Source organism: Bradyrhizobium sp. BR 1433, assembly GCF_051547665.1.
GTDB classification, from domain to species: Bacteria; Pseudomonadota; Alphaproteobacteria; order Rhizobiales; family Xanthobacteraceae; genus Bradyrhizobium; species Bradyrhizobium australafricanum.
This window is the reverse complement of sequence record NZ_JBPUGG010000001.1, coordinates 505,954-528,203: the sequence shown is the minus strand read 5'-3', so window position 1 is coordinate 528,203 and position 22,250 is coordinate 505,954. Positions and strand designations below refer to the sequence as shown.

Annotated in this window: 22 protein-coding genes and 1 pseudogene; 10 read left to right on the top strand and 13 right to left on the bottom strand. The window is 64.4% G+C overall.

Annotated elements, in window-relative coordinates:
• Positions 1–127 precede the first annotated feature (127 nt).
• On the top strand, positions 128–343 hold the full coding sequence (locus ACSKB9_RS02630) for a hypothetical protein (protein ID WP_028332087.1): 216 nt from the start codon (positions 128–130) through the stop codon (positions 341–343).
• Between the two features lie 9 nt (positions 344–352).
• Here ACSKB9_RS02630 and tgt read toward each other — a convergent pair whose 3' ends face one another.
• The gene (gene tgt / locus ACSKB9_RS02625; RefSeq protein ID WP_438071506.1) at positions 353–1,486 is read right to left on the bottom strand and encodes a tRNA guanosine(34) transglycosylase Tgt; all 1,134 of its coding nucleotides are present in this window, start codon (positions 1,484–1,486) and stop codon (positions 353–355) included.
• A 248-nt stretch (positions 1,487–1,734) separates the two neighbouring features.
• Between tgt and ACSKB9_RS02620 the strand changes: the two are divergent.
• The 3 genes and pseudogenes from ACSKB9_RS02620 to ACSKB9_RS02610 all read left to right on the top strand — a co-directional run bounded on the left by ACSKB9_RS02620 (position 1,735) and on the right by ACSKB9_RS02610 (position 4,603).
• Positions 1,735–2,954 (top strand): annotated as a pseudogene (locus ACSKB9_RS02620) (patatin-like phospholipase family protein).
• 8 nt (positions 2,955–2,962) lie between these two features.
• Positions 2,963–3,724 carry a TetR/AcrR family transcriptional regulator gene (locus ACSKB9_RS02615; RefSeq protein WP_438071504.1) on the top strand — a complete coding sequence of 254 codons (762 nt, stop codon included), beginning with the start codon at positions 2,963–2,965 and terminating at the stop codon, positions 3,722–3,724.
• Between the two features lie 294 nt (positions 3,725–4,018).
• Positions 4,019–4,603, top strand: coding sequence for a PepSY domain-containing protein (locus ACSKB9_RS02610; protein WP_438071502.1), 585 nt, complete (start codon positions 4,019–4,021; stop codon positions 4,601–4,603).
• An 85-nt stretch (positions 4,604–4,688) separates the two neighbouring features.
• Here the strand turns inward: ACSKB9_RS02610 and ACSKB9_RS02605 are convergent, their stop codons facing one another.
• Positions 4,689–4,817, bottom strand: a complete 129-nt coding sequence (locus ACSKB9_RS02605; RefSeq protein ID WP_438071500.1) for a hypothetical protein — start codon at positions 4,815–4,817, stop codon at positions 4,689–4,691.
• Positions 4,818–4,935: 118 nt separating this feature from the next.
• Between ACSKB9_RS02605 and ACSKB9_RS02600 the strand changes: the two genes are divergently transcribed.
• Positions 4,936–5,973, top strand: coding sequence for an aspartate-semialdehyde dehydrogenase (locus ACSKB9_RS02600; RefSeq protein ID WP_438071499.1), 1,038 nt, complete (start codon positions 4,936–4,938; stop codon positions 5,971–5,973).
• A 159-nt stretch (positions 5,974–6,132) separates the two neighbouring features.
• Here the strand turns inward: ACSKB9_RS02600 and ACSKB9_RS02595 are convergent, their stop codons facing one another.
• The 6 genes from ACSKB9_RS02595 to coaD all read right to left on the bottom strand — a co-directional run bounded on the left by ACSKB9_RS02595 (position 6,133) and on the right by coaD (position 10,100).
• Positions 6,133–6,651, bottom strand: coding sequence for a hypothetical protein (locus ACSKB9_RS02595; protein ID WP_438071497.1), 519 nt, complete (start codon positions 6,649–6,651; stop codon positions 6,133–6,135).
• Positions 6,652–6,877: 226 nt separating this feature from the next.
• Entirely contained in the window at positions 6,878–7,969 is a 1,092-nt protein-coding gene (gene queA / locus ACSKB9_RS02590) for a tRNA preQ1(34) S-adenosylmethionine ribosyltransferase-isomerase QueA (protein WP_438071496.1), read from the bottom strand.
• 141 nt (positions 7,970–8,110) lie between these two features.
• Positions 8,111–8,575 (bottom strand): peptidylprolyl isomerase, encoded by a 465-nt coding sequence (locus ACSKB9_RS02585; protein WP_016846097.1) that lies wholly within the window; start codon positions 8,573–8,575, stop codon positions 8,111–8,113.
• Entirely contained in the window at positions 8,551–8,988 is a 438-nt protein-coding gene (locus tag ACSKB9_RS02580) for a hypothetical protein (protein ID WP_168858294.1), read from the bottom strand. Before ACSKB9_RS02580 ends, ACSKB9_RS02585 begins: the two co-directional genes overlap by 25 nt.
• A gap of 5 nt (positions 8,989–8,993) precedes the next feature.
• Complete coding sequence (locus tag ACSKB9_RS02575; protein WP_028332096.1) at positions 8,994–9,557, bottom strand: peptidylprolyl isomerase; 564 nt, start codon at positions 9,555–9,557, stop codon at positions 8,994–8,996.
• 45 nt (positions 9,558–9,602) lie between these two features.
• Positions 9,603–10,100, bottom strand: coding sequence for a pantetheine-phosphate adenylyltransferase (gene coaD, locus ACSKB9_RS02570; protein WP_057018504.1), 498 nt, complete (start codon positions 10,098–10,100; stop codon positions 9,603–9,605).
• 267 nt (positions 10,101–10,367) lie between these two features.
• On the opposite strand from coaD, the gene ACSKB9_RS02565 reads away from it, so the two are divergent.
• Both ACSKB9_RS02565 and ACSKB9_RS02560 read left to right on the top strand, forming a co-directional pair.
• Positions 10,368–10,625, top strand: coding sequence for a hypothetical protein (locus ACSKB9_RS02565; protein ID WP_028340746.1), 258 nt, complete (start codon positions 10,368–10,370; stop codon positions 10,623–10,625).
• A 166-nt stretch (positions 10,626–10,791) separates the two neighbouring features.
• Positions 10,792–12,690: a potassium transporter Kup gene (locus ACSKB9_RS02560; RefSeq protein WP_438080028.1), complete on the top strand. Its 1,899-nt coding sequence runs from the start codon at positions 10,792–10,794 to the stop codon at positions 12,688–12,690.
• Between the two features lie 41 nt (positions 12,691–12,731).
• Here ACSKB9_RS02560 and ACSKB9_RS02555 read toward each other — a convergent pair whose 3' ends face one another.
• The gene (locus ACSKB9_RS02555) at positions 12,732–12,887 is read right to left on the bottom strand and encodes a hypothetical protein (RefSeq protein WP_438071493.1); all 156 of its coding nucleotides are present in this window, start codon (positions 12,885–12,887) and stop codon (positions 12,732–12,734) included.
• 146 nt (positions 12,888–13,033) lie between these two features.
• Here ACSKB9_RS02555 and ACSKB9_RS02550 point away from each other — a divergent pair, with 146 nt between their 5' ends.
• A complete protein-coding gene (locus ACSKB9_RS02550) occupies positions 13,034–13,672 on the top strand; it encodes a phosphotransferase family protein (protein WP_438071491.1) in 639 nt (212 codons plus the stop codon).
• A gap of 89 nt (positions 13,673–13,761) precedes the next feature.
• Here ACSKB9_RS02550 and ACSKB9_RS02545 read toward each other — a convergent pair whose 3' ends face one another.
• From ACSKB9_RS02545 to ACSKB9_RS02530, 4 genes are all read right to left on the bottom strand, one after another.
• Complete coding sequence (locus ACSKB9_RS02545; protein WP_438071489.1) at positions 13,762–15,537, bottom strand: adenylate/guanylate cyclase domain-containing protein; 1,776 nt, start codon at positions 15,535–15,537, stop codon at positions 13,762–13,764.
• Positions 15,538–15,705: 168 nt separating this feature from the next.
• Positions 15,706–18,432, bottom strand: a complete 2,727-nt coding sequence (gene gyrA / locus ACSKB9_RS02540; protein WP_438071487.1) for a DNA gyrase subunit A — start codon at positions 18,430–18,432, stop codon at positions 15,706–15,708.
• Between the two features lie 224 nt (positions 18,433–18,656).
• Positions 18,657–19,055: a DUF2306 domain-containing protein gene (locus ACSKB9_RS02535; RefSeq protein WP_438071485.1), complete on the bottom strand. Its 399-nt coding sequence runs from the start codon at positions 19,053–19,055 to the stop codon at positions 18,657–18,659.
• Positions 19,056–19,313: 258 nt separating this feature from the next.
• Positions 19,314–19,805, bottom strand: coding sequence for a single-stranded DNA-binding protein (locus ACSKB9_RS02530; RefSeq protein ID WP_038387117.1), 492 nt, complete (start codon positions 19,803–19,805; stop codon positions 19,314–19,316).
• A 449-nt stretch (positions 19,806–20,254) separates the two neighbouring features.
• On the opposite strand from ACSKB9_RS02530, the gene ACSKB9_RS02525 reads away from it, so the two are divergent.
• Together ACSKB9_RS02525 and ACSKB9_RS02520 are read left to right on the top strand one after the other, a co-directional pair.
• A complete protein-coding gene (locus ACSKB9_RS02525) occupies positions 20,255–21,019 on the top strand; it encodes an outer membrane protein (protein WP_438071483.1) in 765 nt (254 codons plus the stop codon).
• A 259-nt stretch (positions 21,020–21,278) separates the two neighbouring features.
• Positions 21,279–21,938 carry an outer membrane protein gene (locus ACSKB9_RS02520; protein ID WP_438080026.1) on the top strand — a complete coding sequence of 220 codons (660 nt, stop codon included), beginning with the start codon at positions 21,279–21,281 and terminating at the stop codon, positions 21,936–21,938.
• The last annotated feature ends 312 nt before the right edge of the window (positions 21,939–22,250 follow it).

Genomic DNA, 22,250 nt, shown 5'->3' with positions numbered 1-22,250 from the left:
ATTCGTTGCATCGCAAAATAGAACCTGCGCAAATTTTTTAAAACCTACGCATTTGTGTTGCGACATGGTCAAACAAATGCGTCTATATACTTTCGTCAGGTGCAGCTCAGAACGCAAAGGAGGTCACATGCCAGCTCTCGCTGAAGTTCTGTCGACCACAGCGTCGAGGCCCGATCCGCGCGGCTGCGATTTGCCGACCTGTCCGGTGTGTGCGGACTCCATGGTGGCGGCGGAAGCCTCCGCGTACCTGTTCGACAATTTGATCAGCTATCTCTGGACCTGCGACAACTGCGGTTACGGGTTCGTTACCAAACACGCGGTGAAACCGATCGTGTGCAATTGATCACACAGCTCATCTTGGAGCGATGTCACCGCGCGCCCAACCGGCGCGCGTTTTCGTTCTGAAGTCCTCGAACGTGCCGTTCGCCACCGCATCGCGGATGCCCTGCATCAGCTGCTGGTAGTAAGCGACGTTGATTTCGGACAGCAGCATTGCCCCAAGTGTTTCGCCCGATCGCACCAGGTGATGCAGATAGGCGCGCGAATAGCCGCTCGCCGCCGGCCACGGGCTCTCTTCATCGAGCGGGCGCGGATCGTCGACGTGCCGGGCGTTGCGCAGGTTGATCTGCCCGAAGCGGGTGAACGCCATGCCGTGGCGTCCGTTCCGTGTCGGCATCACACAGTCGAACATGTCGACGCCGCGCGCCACCGCCTCGAGGATGTCCTCCGGCGTGCCGACGCCCATCAGATAGCGCGGCCGATCGACCGGGAGTGCCGGCGCGGTCTCCTCGATCATCGCCAGCATCACCGCCTGCGGCTCGCCGACCGCGAGCCCTCCGATCGCGTAACCGTGAAAGCCGATGTCGGTCAGCCCGCGCGCGCTGGCGTGCCGCAGATCCGGCACGTCGCCGCCCTGCACGATGCCGAACAGCATGTAGCCGTCCGGCGCCGCCTCGAACGCGCGCTTGGAGCGTTCGGCCCAGCGCAGCGACAGCTGCATCGCGCGCTCGATGTCGGCGCGCTCCGCCGGCAACCGGACGCATTCGTCCATCTGCATGGCGATGTCGGAGCCGAGCAGCCGCTGCACGTCGATCGAGCGCTCCGGCGACAGCTCGACCTCGGTGCCGTCGATATGCGAGCGGAAGGTCACGGCCTTCTCGGTCACCTTGCGCAGTTCCGACAGCGACATCACCTGGAAGCCGCCGGAATCCGTCAACATCGGGCCGCCCCAGCCGGTGAAGCGCTGCAGGCCGCCAAGCCCGGCAATGCGCTCGGCGCCGGGGCGCAGCATCAGGTGATAGGTGTTGCCGAGCACGATATCGGCGCCGGCATCGCGCACCTCGCGCCAATGCATGCCCTTCATCGCGCCCGCGGTGCCGACCGGCATGAAGGCGGGCGTCCGCACGAGGCCGTGCGGCGTGGTCAGGCGCCCGGTGCGGGCGGCGCCGTCGGTTGCCAGCAGCTCGAAATGATTCGGAAGATTCATGCGGCTGCTTATTGCGTGTCGCCGGTGCCCGATCAACCCGTCGGATAACGGCCCTCGCGCGACTTCGTGAACACGGACAACCGGCCGGACGCTTGCCTTGCATCATCAGCTCCGTTAAACAAAACGAAACCGTGTCGTTTTATGACGACAATATGGCAACCGGCTCCCCGCAGCGACGTCGATCCGCGAACGTGACTGGCAGAGATGGTCTCACCCCTAGCGTCCGGCCCGCCGGCGCCGGCCCTCGGATGACGGCTGCCCGCGCGATCCGGCAAGCGGTCCTGCTGTGCGGCCTCGCCTTGGCGCTTTCGGCCTGCAGCTCGCTGCCGCGGATGCCCTACACGGCCGCCGACGCCGCCAATTCCCGCGTGCTCGATCTCGATGGGCTGCGCCGCTATGCCGACGAGCCGGCGTCAAAATTCAAGCTCGAGAAGAGCGACCTCGCCCCGATCAAGACCTATCTCGCCCTCTCCGGCGGCGGTGCCGACGGCGCCTATGGCGTGGGCGTCCTCAACGGCTGGACCGCGGCCGGCAACCGTCCGGACTTTTCGGTCGTCTCCGGCGTCAGCACCGGCGGACTGATTGCGCCCTTTGCCTTCCTTGGCTCGCGCTACGACGACACGCTGAAGGAGGTCTACACCTCGGGCATCGCGGAAAGCCTGCTGCAGGACCCGAGCCTGATGCGGGTGCTGTTCGGCTCTGGCCTGTTCGGCAACAAGCGGCTGCGCGAACTGGTGGCACGCTACGTCGGTCCGGAGATTCTGAGCGAGGTGGCGCGCGAAAACGCCAAGGGCCGAAAGCTCCTGATCGTTACCACCGATCTCGACACCCAGCGCACGGTGATCTGGGACATGGGCGAATCGCCGCCGTCGCGACGCCCGAGGCGCTGCAGCTGTTTCGCGACGTGATGGCCGCCTCCGCCAGCATCCCGCTGGTGTTTCCGCCGATCATGATCGACGCCGAAGGCCAGGGCCGCCACTTCCAGGAGATGCATGTCGACGGCGGCGTGACCGCGCCGGTGCTGACATTGCCGGATGCGCTGCTGTTCCGCGAGCGCGGCTGGCCCGCCAACCGCCGTATGAACATCTACATCCTCGTCAACAAGAAGCTCGAGGGCAACTTCGAGCTGGTGTCGAACTCGACGATCGATGTCGCTTCCCGCAGCATTTCCGCGATCACGCAGGCGCAGACACGCTCCGTGATCCTCTCGACCTATGACTTCGCCCGGCGCAACCGGCTGGGTTTCCATCTCTCCTACATCGAGCGCGACTATCCGGCGCCGGAGACGCAGGGCTTCGACACCGCCTATATGCGCGCGCTCTACCAGTACGGATACGACAAGGCCGCCACCGGGCAGGCCGGACCGCGACGCCCCCGTAAGCGGCCTGCTCCCGGTACCGCCGAATGGACGAATCCGCACGGCGCGGGTTATAGACCGAACAGACCCGTCCGACGCACAACGAGATGAATGGGCAAATGGGATTGACGGCAACCAAGGCCAAGGTGACCAAGCGCGGCGTGATCAAGTCACGCGGCGGCCGGCCGACGCGGGACGCTGCGATCGAGCGCGACCAGCGGCTGATCGAGGTCGCCACCCGCCTGTTCCTCGAGCGTGGCTTCGATGCGACGTCGATCGACGCGGTGGCCGAGGCCGCCCGCGTCAGCAAGCCCACCGTCTACGGTCAGTATGGCGACAAGCGCGGCCTGTTCGCCGCGGTGCTCCGCCGCGAGATCGCCCGCTGGCTTGCCCCGCTCGCCGCCGCGGCGGCCGAAGCGCAGGCCGGCGGCAACTGCGACGGCTCGGTCGAGGAACGGCTGACCGAGCTCGGACGCCAGCTCTTGGTGCTGAATTGCAGCGCCGACTCCATCGCCTTCAGCCGGATCCTGACCGCGCAGGCGATCAATTTCCCCGAGGTCGCCAAGCTTGCCGTCGACGAGGGCTGGTCGAAAGCGGTGTCGACCACGGCGGATTTCTTCGACCATCTGGTCGACAAAGGTGCCCTCGATCTCGAGGACACCACGATCGCGGCCGAGACATTCCTCAACATGGTGGTCGGCCACACCCACCGGATGGCGACATTCGGAATTCCGATCGACATGAAGACCGCCGAGACCCGGATGGAGGTCTCGATCCGGCTGTTTCTCGCCGGCGCCGTCGGGCCGCAGGACCGGCTTCGCGATGCGGCCAAAGAGGCGATCAAGGAAGCGACGAAGGCGCGCCGCCGCCCGACCCGCTGACAGTTTTAGGATCGTTGCATCGCCTCACACGTTGTCGTGATGAACCTTGAAGGAAACAGAACGAAACCGTATTGTTTAGTTGCAATGAGACGCGAAACCCAAGTTCAGCCCCCAACGGTTTCGTGTCGCCTTGTAACTTCGATCGTCACGACGGAGCTGCCGCCATCGCTCCGTCTGAACGTTCGGCGGCCGACCTCTGACTAACAAAGGTCGGCCGCACTTTCTCTGCCCGGGCGGCGGTTCGACGCGACGGATGCGACCATGACGACGGGACGACTACACGCACTGCGGCATTTGGCATTCGGCACGCGGCTGCTGGCAACCGCGCTCATTGCCCTGCCCTTCGCGACGCCGGCGCACGCGATCACGAGCTCAACGGCTGCAGCGCTTACCCCGCAGGATAACGACACCGCGCTCGACGCGCACACGGTTCGCCGCGAGCTCGACAGCTTCCAGGCGGCCCAGATCTCGCTGCGCAAGGCGATGGCGATTGCGGAGGCGCTGCATTCCGGTTCGATCACCGCCGACATCAGCTTTGACGGCGCGTCGGAGCCCGCGGTCTACCGGGTCAAGACCATGCAGCAGGACCGCATATGGCGGCACGCCATCGACGCGGCGACCGGCGAAGTAGTGGGTGGCGAAGCCGCCGCGCCGCTGAAGTCGCTCGGCGCCGAAGACCGTGACAACCTCGTCGTGCTCAGGGCGCTCCGGCATCGCCTCGCGGACGCCGTGCGGGTGGCCGAGCACACGACCTCCGGGAAGGCGATCAGCGGCGGCTTGATGCGCGAACGCGGCAAGCTCAATTTCGTCATCGTCGTGCTCGCCGGCAGCGACCTGAAAGAGGTGATCCTCGAACCGCCCGGCGCGCGCAGGCGCTGAGGCCAAGAGCGTTTTCGAGCGAAGCGGACACCGGTTCGCGTGAAGAAAACGCGTCAAAACAAGAAGCGGGAGCTTCGGTTCTGATTCAATCAGAACCGAAAATGCTCCAGGCGGGCAGTGCCAAGTTTTCGCCCAAAAGCCGTTGACGGACGCCGATCTGTCCCGCATAAGTCCGCTCCATGATCACCGCGACCAAACGCACCAGCAAAACCACCAAGCCCTCCGGGGCCTCGGGAGGCGTGCGCGCGTAGTCGGTCGAACCGCATCATCTCTACCCGAAGCCCCGCCTGATGAAGGTCCGGGGCTTTTTTGTTGCCTGAAATACAACTCGAATGGAGGACAAAGTGAGTAACGATCCCGTCGTCGCGATTGTCGGCGTCACCGGCGCCGTCGGCGCCGAATTCATCGCCACCATGGACAAGCGCGGCTTCCGCGTCGGCAAGCTGAAGGCGCTGGCGAGCGCCCGCTCGGCCGGCAAGACCGTCAGCTTCCGCGGCAAGCCGGTCGTGATCGAGGAACTGACCGAGCGCGCCTTCGAGGGCGTCGACATCGCGCTGTTCTCGGCCGGCAGCGGCATCTCCCGGAAGTTCGCGCCGCTCGCGGTGAAGTCCGGCGCCGTCGTGGTCGACAATTCCTCGGCGTTCCGGATGGATCCGAACGTGCCGCTGGTGATCCCCGAGATCAACGCGGGTCGCATCCGCGACCACAAGGGCATCATCGCCAACCCGAATTGCGCCGCCATCACGGCGCTGGTGCCGCTGTGGCCGATCCACCAGAAGAACCGCATCAAGCGCGTGATCATCTCGACCTACCAGGCCGCGAGCGGCGCCGGCGCAGCCGCGATGGAGGAGCTCGTCGAGTTCACCCGCGCCAATCTCAACGGACAGGTCTACACCCCGAAGGTGATGCCGCACCCCTACGCCTTCAACCTGTTCAACCACAACACCGCTGTTGATCCGGGGACCGGCTACAACGACGAGGAGACCAAGGTCATCAAGGAGACCCACAAGATCTTCGAGGACGAGAAGATCGCGGTCGGCGTTACCTGCGTGCGGGTGCCCGTGCTGCGCGCGCATTGCGAGGCGATCACCTTCGAATGCGAGAAGCCGATCACCGAGGACCAGGTGCGCGCGATGATGGCGCAGGCGCCGGGCGTCAAGGTCGTCGACGATCGCGCCAAGAACTACTTCCCGATGCCGATCGACGCCTCCGGCCAGGACGACGTGCTGGTCGGCCGCATCCGCAAGGATCTCAGCGACCCCAGCGGCCATTCGATCTCGATGTTCGTCGCGGCCGATCAGCTGCTCAAGGGCGCCGCGCTCAACGCGGTGCAGATCGCCGAGCTCTTGCCCGAACGCGCGATGGCATAGCCATTGTCGCTGGAAGAGCGCCAGCGGATCCGTGCGATGGATCTGCGCTTGCAGACGTTATGAAGGGGTGGGCCAAGCGCGAGCCGGCCCGCCCCTTCCTAGCCCAGCAGTGGATCGAGGGTCCACCGCACATCGTTTCGGTGCATCGTGCAGCGCTGGTTAGCCGCAGATGTTGACGAGCCGCAATCCATGGGGCGTCCATACCCGGCGCAAGCAGCCATCATCGTCAGCGAATGCAAAACGATGGTGGAAGAAGCGATCATGGAAGAAGCGACGATGAAAGAAGCGGTCGTGAAAGCCGTCTCGATCCGCGAACCTTGAGAACCGGGGTGAGAAATCCCGGTGCGCGAAATGCCCGCCGTCGAAACGGCCGTCGCTGAAATGCGCCCCTCCGCCCATGGCGCCGAAATGCGTGCCGCCTCCCGGGCTCTGCATTCCGCCTGCGATGCCGCCGGAGTGCATCCCGGCCCCGCCTCCGCCGCCGTGGGAGACGCCGCCCCCCATACCGCCGCCGGAAACGCCACCGCCGGTCATGCCGCCTCCCATGGCACCGCCGGACATCCCACCACCACCGCCGGCCATTCCGCCGCCGTGCTGGGCGAACGCCGGTGATGCAAGGCCAAGCGTCGCTCCCAGCACACCCACTGCGAGGCCATTAAGGATCGTCTTGCAGTTCATGCGAATGTTCCTTCTTGCTGATTTGCAGCGACGGCCGTCGTGAATTGCTGCAACGACCGTCATGCGACAAACCGTCGGAGCTTCGAAATGATCCGGCATTTCGAATTACAAATGACTCAAAGTCTGACAGCCAAGTTAGTTTTGTCGACGGCTGCTCGGCCGCGCGATGTCACGTCAAATTGCGTGATCAAGCCCGCGGTCTCGCGGCTACGCGCTCTTGCCGACCCTATGTGTTCCCACGTGGCTCTGGTGCCCGAAACAGCAGGCAGGCGTCGCCATAGGAATAGAACCGGTAGCCGCTCTGGATCGCGTGCGTGTAGGCGCCCCGCATCGTCGCGAGGCCGGAGAAGGCCGAGACCAGCATGAACAGCGTCGAGCGCGGCAGATGGAAATTGGTCAGCAAAATATCGATCGCGCGGAAGCGGTAGCCGGGCGTGATGAAGATCGAGGTTTCCGCCGCAAACGGCTGGATGGTGCCGTGGGCATTGGCGGCGCTTTCCAGCAGCCGCAGCGACGTGGTGCCGATCGCGACGATCCGGCCGCCTTTTGCGCGCGCGGCATTCAAGGCGGAAGCGGTCTCGGCGGTGATGCAGCCCCATTCGGCATGCATCTTGTGCTCCGAGGTCTCCTCGGTCTTCACCGGCAGGAACGTCCCTGCCCCGACATGCAGCGTCAGGCGGTGCAGTTCAACGCCGCGGCTCCGCAGCGCGGCCTCCAGCGCCGGCGTGAAATGCAGCCCCGCCGTGGGCGCGGCGACCGCGCCCTCATTGGCGGCGAACATGGTCTGGTAGTCGCTGACGTCCTTCTCGTCCGGCGTGCGCTTGGAGGCGATGTAGGGCGGCAGCGGCGTGGCGCCGACATCGGCGATCGCCTGGTCGAGCACCGGACCATGGAACGAGAATGACAGCGTCACCTCGCCCTCCTGCCCCTTGGCCTCGACCTCTGCATCGAGATTGCCAAGCAGGCAGACCTTGCCCTCATTGCCGAAGCGGATGGTGTCGCCGGGGCTGAGCTTCTTCGCCGGCTTCACCAGCGCCTGCCAGCGCGAGCCGTCGAGCCGCTTGATCAAGGTCGCCTCGATCTTCGGTTCGGTGTCGCGCCCGATGCGGCGGCCCTTGAGCTGCGCCGCGATCACCTTGGTGTCGTTGACGACGATCTGATCGCCCGGCTCCAGCCACTGCGGCAGGTCGGCGATCGAGGCGTCGCGCAGCACGCCGTCCGGATGCACCACCAGCATCCGCGCGGCATCGCGCGGGCTCGCGGGGCGAAGCGCGATGCTTTCCGGGGGCAGTTCGAAGTCGAAGAGATCGGTGCGCATCACCAAGCTGTCATTGCCGGGCATAGCCGTTCGAAGAACGGCGTCGCTTCCGCTCGCCTATGACCCGGCAATCCATCATCTACGAATAAGTTTCCAAGGATCGATGGATGCCCGGTCAAGCCCGGCATGACGATCTGCATTTCAGGCCGCGTCGGCAGCCATGCGCGCCTTGACGATCTTGTCCGGATCCTTCACCGGCTCGCCGCGCTTGATCTTGTCGACGTTCTCCATGCCCTCGGTGACCTTGCCCCAGACGGTGTACTGGCCGTTGAGGAACGAGGCGTCGTCGAAGCAGATGAAGAACTGGCTGTCGCCGGAATCCGGATTGGCGGCGCGGGCCATCGAGGCGGTGCCGCGGACATGCGGCTCCTTGTTGAATTCGGCCTTCAGCTTCTTGCCGGAGCCGCCCATGCCGGTGCCCTGCGGGCAGCCGGTCTGCGCCATGAAGCCGTCGATCACGCGGTGGAACACGATGCCGTCGTAGAAGCCCTCGCGCACCAGCTCCTTGATCCGCGCGACGTGGCCGGGCGCGAGATCCGGGCGCATCTCGATCGTGACCGGGCCCTGCGTGGTTTCGAGGATCAGAGTATTTTCGGTAGCAGCCATGCTCGCTTCTCCTGGCTTCGGGGTGGATACTTCTTATTCCTGAACGGGATCGCGAATGGGCGGCCGGCGACTGCGCCGCCCAGGCTCTCGGTAAATGGCAACGGCGTGCAGCGTTGCAACGTCTCCATCACCGCGATCCGGTATGCAATCCGGTCGTTGTCGGTCGCCTCCTGCGATTCATAGCTGATCCTGGGATGCCCGAGGATCGCGCCCTCGCGGTTGAAGCTGACAATGACGGTGATGTCGATCTGGCCGGCCTTGTCTGCCGGCGGCGGCCGCCAGCAGCGGTGGATGGCAAGAACAACGTCCTTGATCGTATTGAGTTGCTCCGGCTCGGCCTGCACCGGTACGGTCAGCGTCAGGCAAACCAGCGGCGCGGCGAACCAGGCGAGTGGTTTGCAGCGCGCCGCCATGCGGATCACTTGATGTCGGATGCGACCTGCACCTTCACCATCTTGTCGGGATCGGTGACGGCTCCACCAGGAGAGCCCGCAGACGCCTTCTTCAGCTTGTCGACCACGTCCATGCCCTGCACCACCTCGCCGATCACGGTGTACTGGCCATTCAGGCTCGGCCCGTCGGCGAACATGATGAAGAACTGCGAATTGGCGCTGTCGACGCTGTCGCCGCGCCGGGCCATGCCGACGATGCCGCGCTTGAACGGGACCTGGGAGAATTCCTGCTTCAGGTTCGGATATTTCGAGCCGCCGGTGCCGTTGAAGTTCTGGCCGTCGCCGGTCTGCGCCATGAAGCCGTCCATTACGCGATGGAACGGCACGTTGTTGTAGAAGCCCTCGCGCGCCAGCTGCTTGATGCGCTCGGCATGCTTGGGCGCGATATCGGTGCGCAGCTTGATGACGATGCGGCCCTTGGTGGTGTCGATCACGATCGCATCGGCCTTGTCGAGATTGGCCGGCAGCGGCTGCGCGACCGCGGGCACGACGCAGAGCAGCGCAGCAACGAATGCAAGAATGCGGATCATGGCAACTCCGGAGCTTTAACGTTGGGGTGTGGCAGGCCGCCGGGATCAGCCGGCGAACTTGGCCTTCAGGCTAGCTGCGACTGATGACGGCACGAATGAAGAGAAGTCGCCGCCCATCTGGGCGATTTGGCGCACCAGTGTGGCGGTGATCGGGCGGACCGCAACCGACGCCGGAACGAACACGGTATGCACCTCGGGCGCCATGGCCTCGTTCATGCCGGCAAGCTGCATCTCGTAATCGAGATCGGTGCCGTCGCGCAGGCCGCGAATCATCAGCGTGGCCTTGGCCGCGCGCGCCGCTGCGACCGTGAGATTGTCATAGGTCGCGCTCTCGAAGGCGCAGCCTGCCTGCTGGGCGATGGGGCCGAACACCTCATGGACCATGGCCAGCCGTTCCTCGGTGGAAAACAGCGGCTTCTTGCCGGGATGGACGCCAATGGCGACGATCAGGCGGTCGCAGAGGAAGACGGCCTGTTTCACCACGTCCAGATGGCCGTTGGTGACGGGATCGAAGGAGCCGGGATAGATCGCGATACGGGACATGGTCCCTCCTAACCCGCCCGGCTCTCCCCGGCAAGCCGCCCGGGTTCCATTGCTTGCTCGAAACAAATTTCCAGTCGCCCAGTGAACGAGTCCTGGGATGCCAGCGTCTACGGGGGTGAATGTTTCGTCGGCCGTTGGCGGACGAAACAAAACCGGCCCGCGACGAAACCATTTCCCGCGGTGGCGAAGACACCAGGAAACTTGCGGCCGGTAGACATTGGACAACGAAACGACGGGCCCGGGCGGCCCGATCAACTGGGGACCGTCATGATCAAGGCACTTTCCGCCATCGCTGTTGCCGCGTTCATTGCCGCCGCGCTCACCGTGCTGCCGGGCTTTGCGCCGCAGGTCGAAGCCTCCACCCCGCAGCCGCTGGCCAAGAGCGACCGTCTCGACGTCCACCCGGTCGGCAAGGACTGCTCGCAGCAGGCCTGGCCGAATTTCGAAGCCTCGTGCCTGCGCAGCGCCGGCAACAAGACAGTGGTTCGCGAAGCCCGCCTGGTCACCGCCGACCGTACCCCGTAGCGCGTAGTCGAGCGACGTCCCTCGTCAGCCTGGCGTAAGGTCAGGCCGTCACACAAAACCCAATGGTAATTTGCGACGTCCCGTCGCAGACTATCGTCTAAGGCGCCCGGCCGGATGATCCGACGGGCGCAGCCATCGGGGGATTGCCGTGACGAGTACGCCCGCCATCGTTTCTTCTGGCCACCCCCCGTCCAGTCCGATCCCGGTTGCCGTCACGCTCGGTGCCCTCGGCGTCGTCTATGGCGACATCGGCACTAGCCCCCTCTATGCCCTGAAGGAAGCCGCCAAGGCCGCCACCCATGGCGGTCCGCTCACCGAGAGCGCGGTGCTCGGCGTGGTCTCGCTGATCCTGTGGGCGCTGATCCTCATCATCTCGATCAAATACGCGATGCTGATCCTGCGCGCCGACAACCGCGGCGAAGGCGGCATCGTCGCGCTCTTGGCGCTGCTCTCGGCGCGCAACGCGGCGCCCGGCACCTGGCGCGGCCATCTTCTGGTGGTCGGCCTGATCGGCGCCGCCCTGCTCTACGGCGACGGCGCCATCACGCCGGCCATTTCGGTGCTGTCGGCGATCGAAGGCCTCAAGGTCGACGCGCCCTCGCTGACCCCTGCGGTGGTGCCGATCACCGTCGTGATCCTGATCGGCCTGTTCATGATGCAGAAGCAGGGCACGGGCTTCATCGGGAGGATTTTCGGCCCGGTGATGCTGTTCTGGTTCGCCGTGCTGGCAGCGCTCGGCATTCACGGCATCGTCAAGGCGCCCGGCGTGCTGGTTGCGCTGAGCCCGCTCTATGCATTCGATTTCCTGATCCATCAGGATTTCCACGTCAGCTTCGCCATCCTTGGCGCCGCCTTCCTCGCGGTGACCGGCGGTGAGGCGATGTATGCCGACATGGGGCATTTCGGCCGCTTTCCGATCCGGCTCGCCTGGTTCGCCGTCTGCCTGCCCGCCTTGGTGCTGAACTATTTCGGCCAGGCCGCGCTGTTGATCACCGACCCGACAGCGATCGAAAACCCGTTCTTCCAGCTGTCGCCGGACTGGTCGCATTACCCGCTCGTGCTGCTTGCGACCATCGCCACCGTGATCGCCTCGCAGGCCATCATCTCGGGTGTGTTCTCGCTGACCCAGCAATCGATCCAGCTCGGCTTCCTGCCGCGCATGCACATCGAGCACACCACGAGCGATGCGATCGGGCAGATCTACGTGCCGCTGGTGAACTGGCTGCTCGCAGCGGGGACACTCGGCGCGGTGCTCGCCTTCGGCACCTCGGACGCGCTCGCCGGCGCCTACGGCATCGCAGTGTCGCTGTTGATGGCGATCACCACGCTGCTTGCAGCGCTGGTCGCGATCCAGTGGGGCTATTCGCCGATCATCGTGATCGCGGTGAACGGCTTCTTCTTCATCATCGACGCGATCTTCTTTGCGGCGAACTCGACCAAGCTGTTCGAAGGCGGCTGGTTCCCGCTGCTGCTCGCCGCTGCGGTGGCCTTCCTGATGCTGACCTGGCGCGGTGGCGTGAAACTGGTCGAGACGGCGCGCAGCAAGCTGCGCCAGCCGGAAGAAGATCTGATCGAGACCGCGGTCAACAAGTGCCACAGCAGGCTGCCGGGCACCGCCATATTCCTCGCCTCCGCCCCCAACGGCGTGCCGCTCGCCTTGACCCAGTTCGTCAAGCACAACCACGTGTTGCACCAGCGCGTGCTGCTGGTCACCGTCCAGATCGAGGAATCCCCGCGCATCTCGGACGAGGATCGCGTTGTGGTTCACGACGTCACCCCGGGCATCATCCGGGTCATCCTGCGTTACGGCTTCATGCAATATCCGACCGTGTACGAAGGGCTGAAGCTCGCCTGCCGTCAGGGCAAACTGCCCGGTCTGCGTCTGACCGATGTGACCTATTACATCGGCCGCGAGACTATCATCCCGCGGGAAGACATTCCGGGCATGTGGGTGTGGCGGGAATCGCTGTTCGCGTTCCTGCAGCGCAACGCCGAACGGTCGGCGGCGTTCTTCGGCGTGCCGACCGGACAGGTCGTGGAATTCGGGACGGAGATCGAGATCTAGTCCACAGCCCGGATGCGGACATGTCAAGACGATCCGCCTCTTCAGCTGAAGCCGCGGCTGGCGATTTCGATCGACCAGGCGCAGGCGATCATCGATCGGGTTGCGCCGGGCTCGCGCGTGGCAGGCATCACCGAGCTGCGCGGCGGCGAGATCAGCACGATCCTCGAGATCACGCGGGCGGACGCGCCAAGCTGCATCCTCAAGGTCTACCCCGCCCAGCTGCAATGGAAGATGGCGAAGGAGGTCTATGTCCTTGGTCTTCTGCGCGACGCCGGCATTGCCATTCCCCGCATCCTCGTAGCCGACGACAGCCGCGCGCTGATCGACCTCAATTTTGGTGCTGATGAGCAAGCTCGACGGCGTCGTGCTCGGCAACCGCGAGGCGGCGCTGACGGATCAGGAGCTGTTTTCGATCTACGCCGCCATGGGCACGGCGCTCCGCCGTATCAATGGCATCACGCTCGACAGCTTCGGCTATATCGGCCCGCACGGCGTCTGGACGTCGTACCCGACCAACCGCGCCTACATGTCCGCGCAGTTCGAGCGGAAGCTGACCGAGTTTTGCACGCGCGGCGGGGACGAAACGCTGGCCGCGCGGCTGCGGGCCGGCATCCTGGCGCGCAGCGTCCTGCTCGACGCAGCCGACACGCCCCGCCTCTGTCACTATGACTTCCACGCCGGCAACGTGCTGGTGACACCGGAGGGGCAGCCGCGTCTCACCGGCATCGTCGATTTCGAGAATGCCACCGCCGGCGATCCGCTGATGGACATCGCCAAGGCGCTCTATTACTTCACGCCGAGGGACTCGCCTAAGCGCGACGGATTGCTCGCGGGCCACGGCACGAGCGACCGGCCGGACTGGGAGGCCACGATCGCGCTCTACCGGCTGGCCTGTACGCTCGAGCTCTGGTGCTGGTTCGCGCAGATCGGCCGGATCGATGCCCTTCCCGCGCTCACGCGCGAACTGGAAAGCGCCATCTAGGCCCCGTTCCCACAAGCGCACCGGGCTAAAGGCTTGTCAGGGCCCGCGGTGCTCCCGATGGCCGCCTCGTCGGCGCCCGCGGGCACAATTCATTCGGGCAATCCCGCCTTCCGAAGTCCCTCGATCAACAGCTGCGCGTTTGGGAACCTGCCCCTGGCGATCATTGCGGAAATTGTAAAGGCGGGATCGAGCTGAAGCAGGAGCGCCGCCGCCTCGCGCGCCTCCGCGTCGCGTCCGAGATGAGCGAACGCGGACGCGAGACAACGGTAGGCCAGCGAATAGGAGGCATTCTGGCGCCGGCATTTATTCGCTGCGGCAATGGCCTCGTCAAAGCGGCGAAGCTCGATGAAGGCCATCCCCATCCCAACAAACGTGATGGGTAGCCGCGGGTCTAACGGGCTCAGGCGGATGGCGCGTTCAAAACTCCGGACCGCTTCATCCGGAAGCCCGGCAACTCTGTAGACGCTGCCTCTGGCGGTCCATGCGCGATATGAATTCGGATTGAGAGCGACCGCCCGGTCGGCCAATTCGATCTCACTCTCACAATCGCCGACCATGTACGCCGAGGTGAGGGAAACCCAGGCTAATGTTTCCGCATCACCATCGTCGATGCTCAATGCCAGGCGAAGCAGCCGAACCGCTTCCTTGCGGTCAAATTGAGGATCGACGGCATGCCCCCAAAGGATGTTCTGCATGTGAGCGAGACCTGCCAGAGCGGCGACAAAGCCGAACCGGGGGTCAAGCTCCAAAGCACGATGCGCCAGCCTGATCGCCTCGGCCAACCCGTCGGCGGTCATCAGGTAATGCTGCTGCATGGCGCGGAGATAGAAATCATAGGCGGTGAGGTTCTCTGGTCGCCGTGCCGACAGGCCGATTTCGATCTGCAGCAATTTTGGTTGAATGGCCGAGACGACGGCGACGGTCACCTCGTCCTGGAGAGCGAATATGTCCGTCAGGTCACGCTCGAACCTGTCTGCCCAGATGTGCGTTCCGGTAACCGCATCGATCAACTGCCCGGTGATGCGAACTTTCCCCGCGGCCTTGCGCACAGACCCCTCAAGGACATAGCGGACGCCGAGCCTGCGGCCGACCTCCTTGATATCGACCGCCCGGCCCTTGAAGGTGAAACTCGAATTTCGGGCGATCACGAACAGCCATTTGAAGCGCGACAGCGCCGTGATGATTTCCTCGACCATTCCGTCCGCGAAGTATTCCTGCTCGGGGTCGCCGCTCATATTCTCGAACGGCAGCACGGCGATCGACGGCTTGTCGGGGAGCGCCAGAGCTTGCACGCTGTCGACCGGCGGCTCGATCGGCGCCCCCGCAGGATGGCCCGCATTTACCCTCAATCGCCACGCGCGCATCGGCTCAGCAATGTTCTTCAGGTTCTGCGAGCCGATGTCCGCGAACGCAGCATCGACCTTGCCGCGGATTTGACGTTGCGCGTCGTCCGAGATGCAGATCCCGCCGGGCTCCGCGATCCCTTCAAGGCGGGCGGCGATATTGACGCCGTCTCCAAAGATATCGTTTTCATCGACTATGATGTCGCCGACGTGGATGCCAATGCGAAATTCGATCCGCTTGAGTTGCGGCACCGTGGCATTTTGCTCGGCCATTGCGCGCTGGACCTCAATGGCGCAACGCACCGCATCCACCACACTGCCGAACTCGGCGAGCACGCCGTCGCCCGTGTGCTTGACGACCTTGCCACGGTGCTCGCTGATCCTGGGATCAGCGAGTCCACGCAGACACTCCCTCAGCCGGACGTGTGTCCCTTCCTCGTCCAGGCCGGTCAGCCGACTATATCCGGCCACGTCAGCCGCCAGGATAGCTGCAAGCCGCCGCTCAACGCGATGATCGGTCACAACGGCCTCCCGAAATCGGTAGATCCGCCGGACCCATCAAAGCATAGGGCGTTGCCCTTGGGCTAGGGGCGTAAGGCAGGCCGCCGGATTTCGCGGAGCCTGTCAGCGGGCGCGCATGTTGCGCGCCCGTTGGCTGCATTCGGGCTGGGGTTCTCCGAAACGGCGGCGCTAGCCGCCGTTGCCGTTCTCGCCGCTTTCCTCTTCCGGAATGTGCTCGACCGAGACCACGTGCTCGTCCTCGGCGGTGTCGAACACGATCACGCCCTGGGTCGAGCGGCCGGCGACGCGGATATCGGCCACCGGGCAGCGGATCAGCTGGCCCTTGTCGGTGACCAGCATGATCTGGTCGGCGTCCTCGACCGGGAACGACGCCACCAGGTTGCCGTTCCGGTTGTTGACGCTCATCGCGACGATGCCTTTGCCGCCGCGGCCGGTGGTGCGGTACTCGTAGGACGAGGTCCGCTTGCCATAGCCGTTGACGGAGACGGTCAGCACCACCTGCTCGGCCGCCGACAGTTCGGCATAGCGCTCCTGCGACAGCTGGATCGCATTCGCGGTCTCCTCGCCCTCGGCCTCGACCGGCTCCTCGGTCGCGGCCTCGCCGGCCACGGCGCGGCGCATCTTCAAATAGGCCGAGCGCTCGTCCGAGGTGGTCTCGACATGGCGCAGGATCGCCAGCGAGATCAGCTTGTCGGCCTCGGGCAGCGCAATGCCGCGCACGCCCATCGAGGTGCGGCCGGTGAAGACGCGCACATCGGTGACCGGGAAACGGATGCACTGGCCGCCGGCGGCGGTCAGCAGCACGTCGTCATGCTCGGTGCAGATCTGGACGTCGACGATCGCCTCGCCTTCCCCGAGCTTCATGGCGATGATGCCGGAGCGGCGCACGTCGACGAAGTCGGACAGCTTGTTGCGGCGAACGGTGCCACTGGTGGTCGCGAACATCACGTCGAGATTGCTCCAGGAGGATTCATCCTCCGGCAGCGGCATGATCGTCGTGATGCGCTCGCCCTGCTCCAGCGGCAGGATGTTGATCAGCGCCTTGCCGCGCGCATTCGGCGCGGCCATCGGCAGCCGCCAGACCTTCTCCTTGTAGACCTGGCCGCGCGACGAGAAGAACAGCACCGGCGTGTGCGTGGACGCCACGAACAGGCGCGAGACGAAATCCTCGTCGCGGGTCTGCATGCCGGCGCGGCCCTTGCCGCCGCGGCGCTGCGCCCGGTAGGTCGACAGCGGCACGCGCTTGACGTAGCCCGCATGCGACACGGTGACGACCATGTCCTCGCGCTGGATCAGGTCCTCGTCCTCGACCTCGCCTTCCTGCTCGATGATCACGGTCTTGCGCGGGGTGGCGAACTGCTGCTTCACCTCGGCCAGTTCGGTCTTGACGATGCCCTGCACGCGGGCGCGCGAGCGCAGGATGTCGAGATAGTCGGCGATCTCGGCCGCGAGCTTGTCGAGCTCTTCGGAAATCTCGTCGCGCCCCAGCGCGGTCAGGCGCTGCAGGCGAAGGTCGAGGATGGCCCTGGCCTGCTCCATCGACAGCCGCAGCGTGCCGTCCTCGTTGATGCGATGCCGGGGATCGTCGATCAGCGTGATCATCGCCTCGACGTCGCGTGCCGGCCAGTCGCGCGACATCAGGGCCTCGCGCGCGGTGTTCGGATCTGGCGAGGTCCGGATGACGCGGATGATCTCATCGATGTTGGCGACCGCGATCGCAAGGCCGACCAGGATGTGGGCGCGGTCGCGCGCCTTGCCGAGCAGGAACTTGGTCCGCCGGGTCACCACCTGCTCGCGGAACGCGACGAAGATGGTGAGCAGGTCCTTCAGATTCATCGTCTGCGGACGGCCGGAATCCAGCGCCAGCATGTTGGCCGGGAAATTGGTCTGCAGCGGTGTGAATTGGTAGAGCTGGTTCAGCACCACGTCGGGCACCGCTTCGCGCTTCAGCTCGATGACGACGCGATAGCCGTCACGATCGGACTCGTCGCGCAGGTCCCCGATGCCCTCGATCTTCTTCTCTTTGACGAGATCGGCGATACGCTCGACCATCGTCGCCTTGTTCACCTGATAGGGAATCTCGGTGATGATGATCGCTTCACGGTCCTTGCGGATGGTGTCGATCGTCACCTTGCCGCGCATCACGATCGAGCCGCGGCCGAGATGGTAGGCGCTACGAATGCCCTGGCGGCCGAGGATGACGCCGCCGGTCGGGAAGTCCGGTCCGGGAATAATGTCGATCAGCTCGTCGATCGTGAGCGCCGGATTGTCGATCAGCGCCACGCAGGCGTCGACGACCTCGCCGAGATTGTGCGGCGGGATGTTGGTCGCCATGCCGACGGCGATGCCGCCGGCGCCATTGACCAGAAGGTTCGGGAACCGGGCCGGCAGAACCGACGGCTCTTTCTCGGAGTTGTCGTAGTTCGGCTGGAAATCGACCGTTTCCATGTCGATGTCAGCCAGCACGGCCAGCGCCGCCTTGGTCAGCCGCGCTTCGGTATATCGATAGGCCGCCGGTGGATCGCCGTCGACCGAACCGAAATTACCCTGGCCGTCGATCAGCGGCACGCGCAGCGAGAAATCCTGCGCCATGCGGACCATCGCGTCGTAAATCGACTGGTCGCCATGCGGGTGATATTTACCGATCACGTCGCCGACGACGCGGGCGGATTTCACGTATTTCTTGTCCGGCGTATGTCCCTGCTCATGCATCGAATAGAGGATGCGCCGGTGCACCGGCTTGAGCCCGTCGCGCGCATCAGGCAGCGCACGCGACACGATCACGCTCATCGCGTAATCGAGGTAGGACTTCTTCATCTCGTCGAGAATGGAAACGGGACGAATATCTGAGGGTCCCGGCGGCTCGCCGGGCTTGTGGTCGTCGTTATCGGACAAAGGGGAAATCCGGTCGGTTCTACTGGGGAATCATATAGCCCATCGGGGGCCTGATAACCACCCTTGCGCGGCTCCGGCAAGCCGTTTTTCCGTTCGTTTTTTCATGCACTTACGGGGGGAGCGCCAAGGTTCCCACGGCTTGGTCGGGAAGCGCGTGGCGAATGGCGAACAGCAATGGAAAAATCCCCTATTCGCCACCCGCCATTCGCTACTTGTCTCTCCCGTCAGTGGCCGAAGACCACCGCGTGCATGATCCGCCCGGGCATGAAGGTGAACAGCCCGGCGATGAGCAGTGCGCCAAAGAAGATGCCGATCATCGTGAACCTGTGGCGGCGGACATTGTGGCTCCGTGCGGCCGTGACGCCGAGCGCCAGCATGGCGAGCGAGAAGATCGACAGCAGGTGGATCGGGCTCCAGGGACCAACCAGCTGGATCTGATGGATCCAAAACGAGCTTCCGGCGACCACCAGCATCAGGATCACCCAGATCCAGCCCAGGGTCCGGTGCGGCAGCGTACCCTTGGGGGCGGCGAGCTGGATGGAGCCGAGCACGAAGGCGGCCATCGCGGCAAAGGCGTGGAGCGGGATCGCAGGCGCAGCTTCGAGCAATGGCGCGAGGCTCATAGTGGCGGCCCTCGGGTGAAGCTGGCGGCCAGGCATTAAACGCCGCAGGCCAATGTAAATATCATTTACATCTGGCTGTGTCAAAGTCCAGGGAACCCGCATCCCTATACGTCGAACCACCGACATTCTGACAGAGAGTTACCGGGTTATCCTCATATTCCACACGAGGAAATTGCCGGTCCAGTTCGCAACGACCGTTCCGGGAAATGATCTTCACGGAACGACGCCTGACGAAATCGATGGAAGCGCGACCGCTGCTCAGAACGGGATGTCGTCGTCCATGTCGCTGTTGCGGCTGCCGCCACCCGCGGCGACGGCGCGGCGCGGCGCCGAGCTGACCGGTCCGGCCGAGCCGAAATCGCTGCCGCCATCATCGGAGAAGCTGCCGCCTCCACCACCGCGTCCGTCGAGCATGGTGAGGTTGGAGTTGAAGCCCTGCAGCACGACTTCGGTCGAATACTTCTCGACGCCGCTCTGGTCGGTCCATTTGCGGGTCTGCAGCTGACCCTCGATGTACACCTTGGCGCCCTTCTTCAGATACTGCTCGGCGACCTTGCAGAGGCCTTCGTTGAAGATCACGACGCGGTGCCACTCGGTCTTTTCCTTGCGCTCGCCGGTGCCCTTGTCGCGCCAGGTTTCAGAGGTGGCGATGGAAAGGTTTGCGATCGGACGGCCGTCCTGCGTCCGCCGGATTTCCGGATCCTTGCCGAGGTTGCCCACCAGGATCACCTTGTTCACGCTTCCTGCCATCGCATCATCTCCACTCAAAAACCGGGCGTCCGGACATTCGGCCGCCACTCTCAACCTTCGCCACTTACGTCGCAGGCGTCGTGGATGACCCTATACGCCGGTGCCGGCTCGCCGCCTTTGCCGTCGCGCCGGTTATCCACGGATATCGAGATATAGCACCGGATCCGGCACTGTTCCAGTTTTGTTCGCCACAACCATCCGTAGAAGCGGCCAGTGCCGCCGGAGCGGCAGTCGATCTCGGCGCAGGCCGACGCCCGGCTGCAAGATTTAGCAAAACAGCAAACAAATCAGTAGCTTGCCTTATCGATACTTCTCCCGCGAGTGTTGCATTTGGGAGACTGCGTATCCGGTTGAATCAGCGTATAGCTCCAACCATGGCGCGGGCGCTCGCGTCTGGGATCGTGCTTCGGGACCGTTTGGAAGCCGATCAGGGAGTTGGGGGACTGATAATGAAGAAGTTTTTGCTCGGTACGGTTGCTCTGATTGCGTTTGCTGCGCCTGCAGCGGCCGCCGACCTCGCTGCGCGCCCCTACACCAAGGCGCCGCCGCCGGTGGTTGCCCCGATCCCGGTGGTTGCCCCGATCTATGACTGGACCGGTTTTTACATCGGCGCCAACGGCGGCTGGGGCTCGAGCCACAATTGCTGGGACCAGCTCCCGGCCGGCATCTTCCTCGCCTCGGACGGTTGCCATGATGCAACGGGCGGCGTCGCCGGTGGCCAGATCGGCTATCGCTGGCAGGCCGGCACGTGGGTGTTCGGCCTTGAAGCGCAGGGCGACTGGGCTGACCTGAAGGGCAGCAACGGCAGCGCGATCTTCCCGGGCCTGTTCACCAACCAGTCCAAGATCGACGCGTTCGGCCTGTTCACCGGCCAGATCGGTTACGCCATCAACAACGTGCTGCTCTACGCCAAGGGCGGCGCGGCGGTGACCGACAACCGCTTCAACACCTACTTCACCCCAACCGGCGTGCTGGTCGGCAGCGCCAGCGACACCCGCTGGGGCGGCACCGTCGGCGCCGGCATCGAAGTCGGCTTTGCGCCGAACTGGACCGCGGGCATCGAATACGACCACCTGTTCATGCAGGACAAGACCTACAACCTGATCGCCCCCAACGGTACGCTGAACAGCACCATCCGCGATAGCCAGGACGTCGACCTCGTCACCGTCCGCGTGAACTACAAGTGGGGTGGCCCGGTCGTCGCGCGCTACTGATCGCGCCAAGCCAATTTGATCCAGACGAAAGGCCGGCCTCGCGCCGGCCTTTTTGTTTGTGCGCCGGCTTTTTCGTTGCGTGCGCACGCGCACCTCACCGGGGCCGTTTTCGGTGCGTTGTGGTTTCGCGGATACACACGTTCCGGCATTTCTCTGTAGAAGCACCGGCACGTCACGCGACACTGCTGTGACGCTCTCTTCAAAATCTTTGAAGGGACAACAAGAAAATGAGCAAGAAAACGGGACTCGGACTTTGAAAATCAGGAATGTTTTGCTGGCCTCGGCCGGCATGTTTGCACTGAGCGCTTTTGCACCGGCAATGGCCGCCGACATGGCGGCACGCGCGCCTTACGTGAAGGCTCCGCCGCCGGCCGCGATCTACAACTGGACCGGCTTCTACGTCGGCGGCTTCGGCGGCTACGCCAGCGAGAACTCCGGCACCCCGAGCATGGAAGGCGGCTTCGGCGGCGGCACCATCGGCTACAACTGGCAAGCCGGCAACATCGTGTACGGCCTCGAGGTCGACGCCGCAGGCGCTGACATCGACGCATCGGTCTCCGCGCTCGGCGTCACCGCCCGCAGCAAGATCGACTCGCTCGGCACCGTGCGCGGTCGTCTCGGCTTCGCCGTCGACAAGGTGCTGTTCTACGGCACCGGCGGCTACGCCTGGGCCAACAACGAGGTCAGCGTCACCGCGCTCGGCGTGACCGCCTCGCAGAGCAACTTCCACTCCGGCTGGACCGTCGGCGCCGGCGTCGAGGCGTTCATCGCGCCGCAGTGGTCGATCAAGGGCGAATACCTGTATCGCAGCCTCGACAGCGAGAACTATTTCGGCGTGCCGTCCGGTACGCTTGAGCTGCACAGCGCCCAGTTCGGCGTCAACTATCACTTCGGCGGCCCGATCGTCGCGAAGTATTGATCCAGGCACTGAGCGAATTCCTGACCGCCATTCGCGGGCAGTTCGCACCGAAAGGCCGGCCTCGCGCCGGCCTTTTTGCGTAAGAGCGTTTTCGAGGGAATGGATTCCGGCTCGCGTCAAGAAAACGCGTCACAACAGGAATCCAGAGCTCCCGTTCCGATCCGATCTGGAAAAGGCACTAACGGAACCGGCGCTGCTGACTGCTGCTGCCATCAGGCAAACTATCCGTTGATGGACGCGACTCAGCACTGGAAATTGTCCACCGTTCTTCCTACGTTCCAGTCTTCACACCCCATCGGCGCAAGGTCCCGG

Bases quoted from the DNA above. Each gene is read 5' to 3' on its own strand.
- ACSKB9_RS02585 (WP_016846097.1), bottom strand. From the start codon at position 8,575: ATGGCTGCTACCGAAAATACTCTGATCCTCGAAACCACGCAGGGCCCG.
- ACSKB9_RS02630 (WP_028332087.1), top strand. From the start codon at position 128: ATGCCAGCTCTCGCTGAAGTTCTGTCGACCACAGCGTCGAGGCCCGAT.
- ACSKB9_RS02600 (WP_438071499.1), top strand. From the start codon at position 4,936: ATGGAGGACAAAGTGAGTAACGATCCCGTCGTCGCGATTGTCGGCGTC.
- ACSKB9_RS02615 (WP_438071504.1), top strand. From the start codon at position 2,963: ATGGGATTGACGGCAACCAAGGCCAAGGTGACCAAGCGCGGCGTGATC.
- ACSKB9_RS02595 (WP_438071497.1), bottom strand. From the start codon at position 6,651: ATGAACTGCAAGACGATCCTTAATGGCCTCGCAGTGGGTGTGCTGGGA.
- ACSKB9_RS02565 (WP_028340746.1), top strand. From the start codon at position 10,368: ATGATCAAGGCACTTTCCGCCATCGCTGTTGCCGCGTTCATTGCCGCC.
- queA (WP_438071496.1), bottom strand. From the start codon at position 7,969: ATGCGCACCGATCTCTTCGACTTCGAACTGCCCCCGGAAAGCATCGCG.
- ACSKB9_RS02575 (WP_028332096.1), bottom strand. From the start codon at position 9,557: ATGATCCGCATTCTTGCATTCGTTGCTGCGCTGCTCTGCGTCGTGCCC.
- ACSKB9_RS02580 (WP_168858294.1), bottom strand. From the start codon at position 8,988: ATGGCGGCGCGCTGCAAACCACTCGCCTGGTTCGCCGCGCCGCTGGTT.
- tgt (WP_438071506.1), bottom strand. From the start codon at position 1,486: ATGAATCTTCCGAATCATTTCGAGCTGCTGGCAACCGACGGCGCCGCC.
- ACSKB9_RS02555 (WP_438071493.1), bottom strand. From the start codon at position 12,887: ATGCAGCTTGGCGCGTCCGCCCGCGTGATCTCGAGGATCGTGCTGATC.
- ACSKB9_RS02550 (WP_438071491.1), top strand. From the start codon at position 13,034: ATGAGCAAGCTCGACGGCGTCGTGCTCGGCAACCGCGAGGCGGCGCTG.
- coaD (WP_057018504.1), bottom strand. From the start codon at position 10,100: ATGTCCCGTATCGCGATCTATCCCGGCTCCTTCGATCCCGTCACCAAC.
- ACSKB9_RS02525 (WP_438071483.1), top strand. From the start codon at position 20,255: ATGAAGAAGTTTTTGCTCGGTACGGTTGCTCTGATTGCGTTTGCTGCG.
- ACSKB9_RS02535 (WP_438071485.1), bottom strand. From the start codon at position 19,055: ATGAGCCTCGCGCCATTGCTCGAAGCTGCGCCTGCGATCCCGCTCCAC.
- ACSKB9_RS02530 (WP_038387117.1), bottom strand. From the start codon at position 19,805: ATGGCAGGAAGCGTGAACAAGGTGATCCTGGTGGGCAACCTCGGCAAG.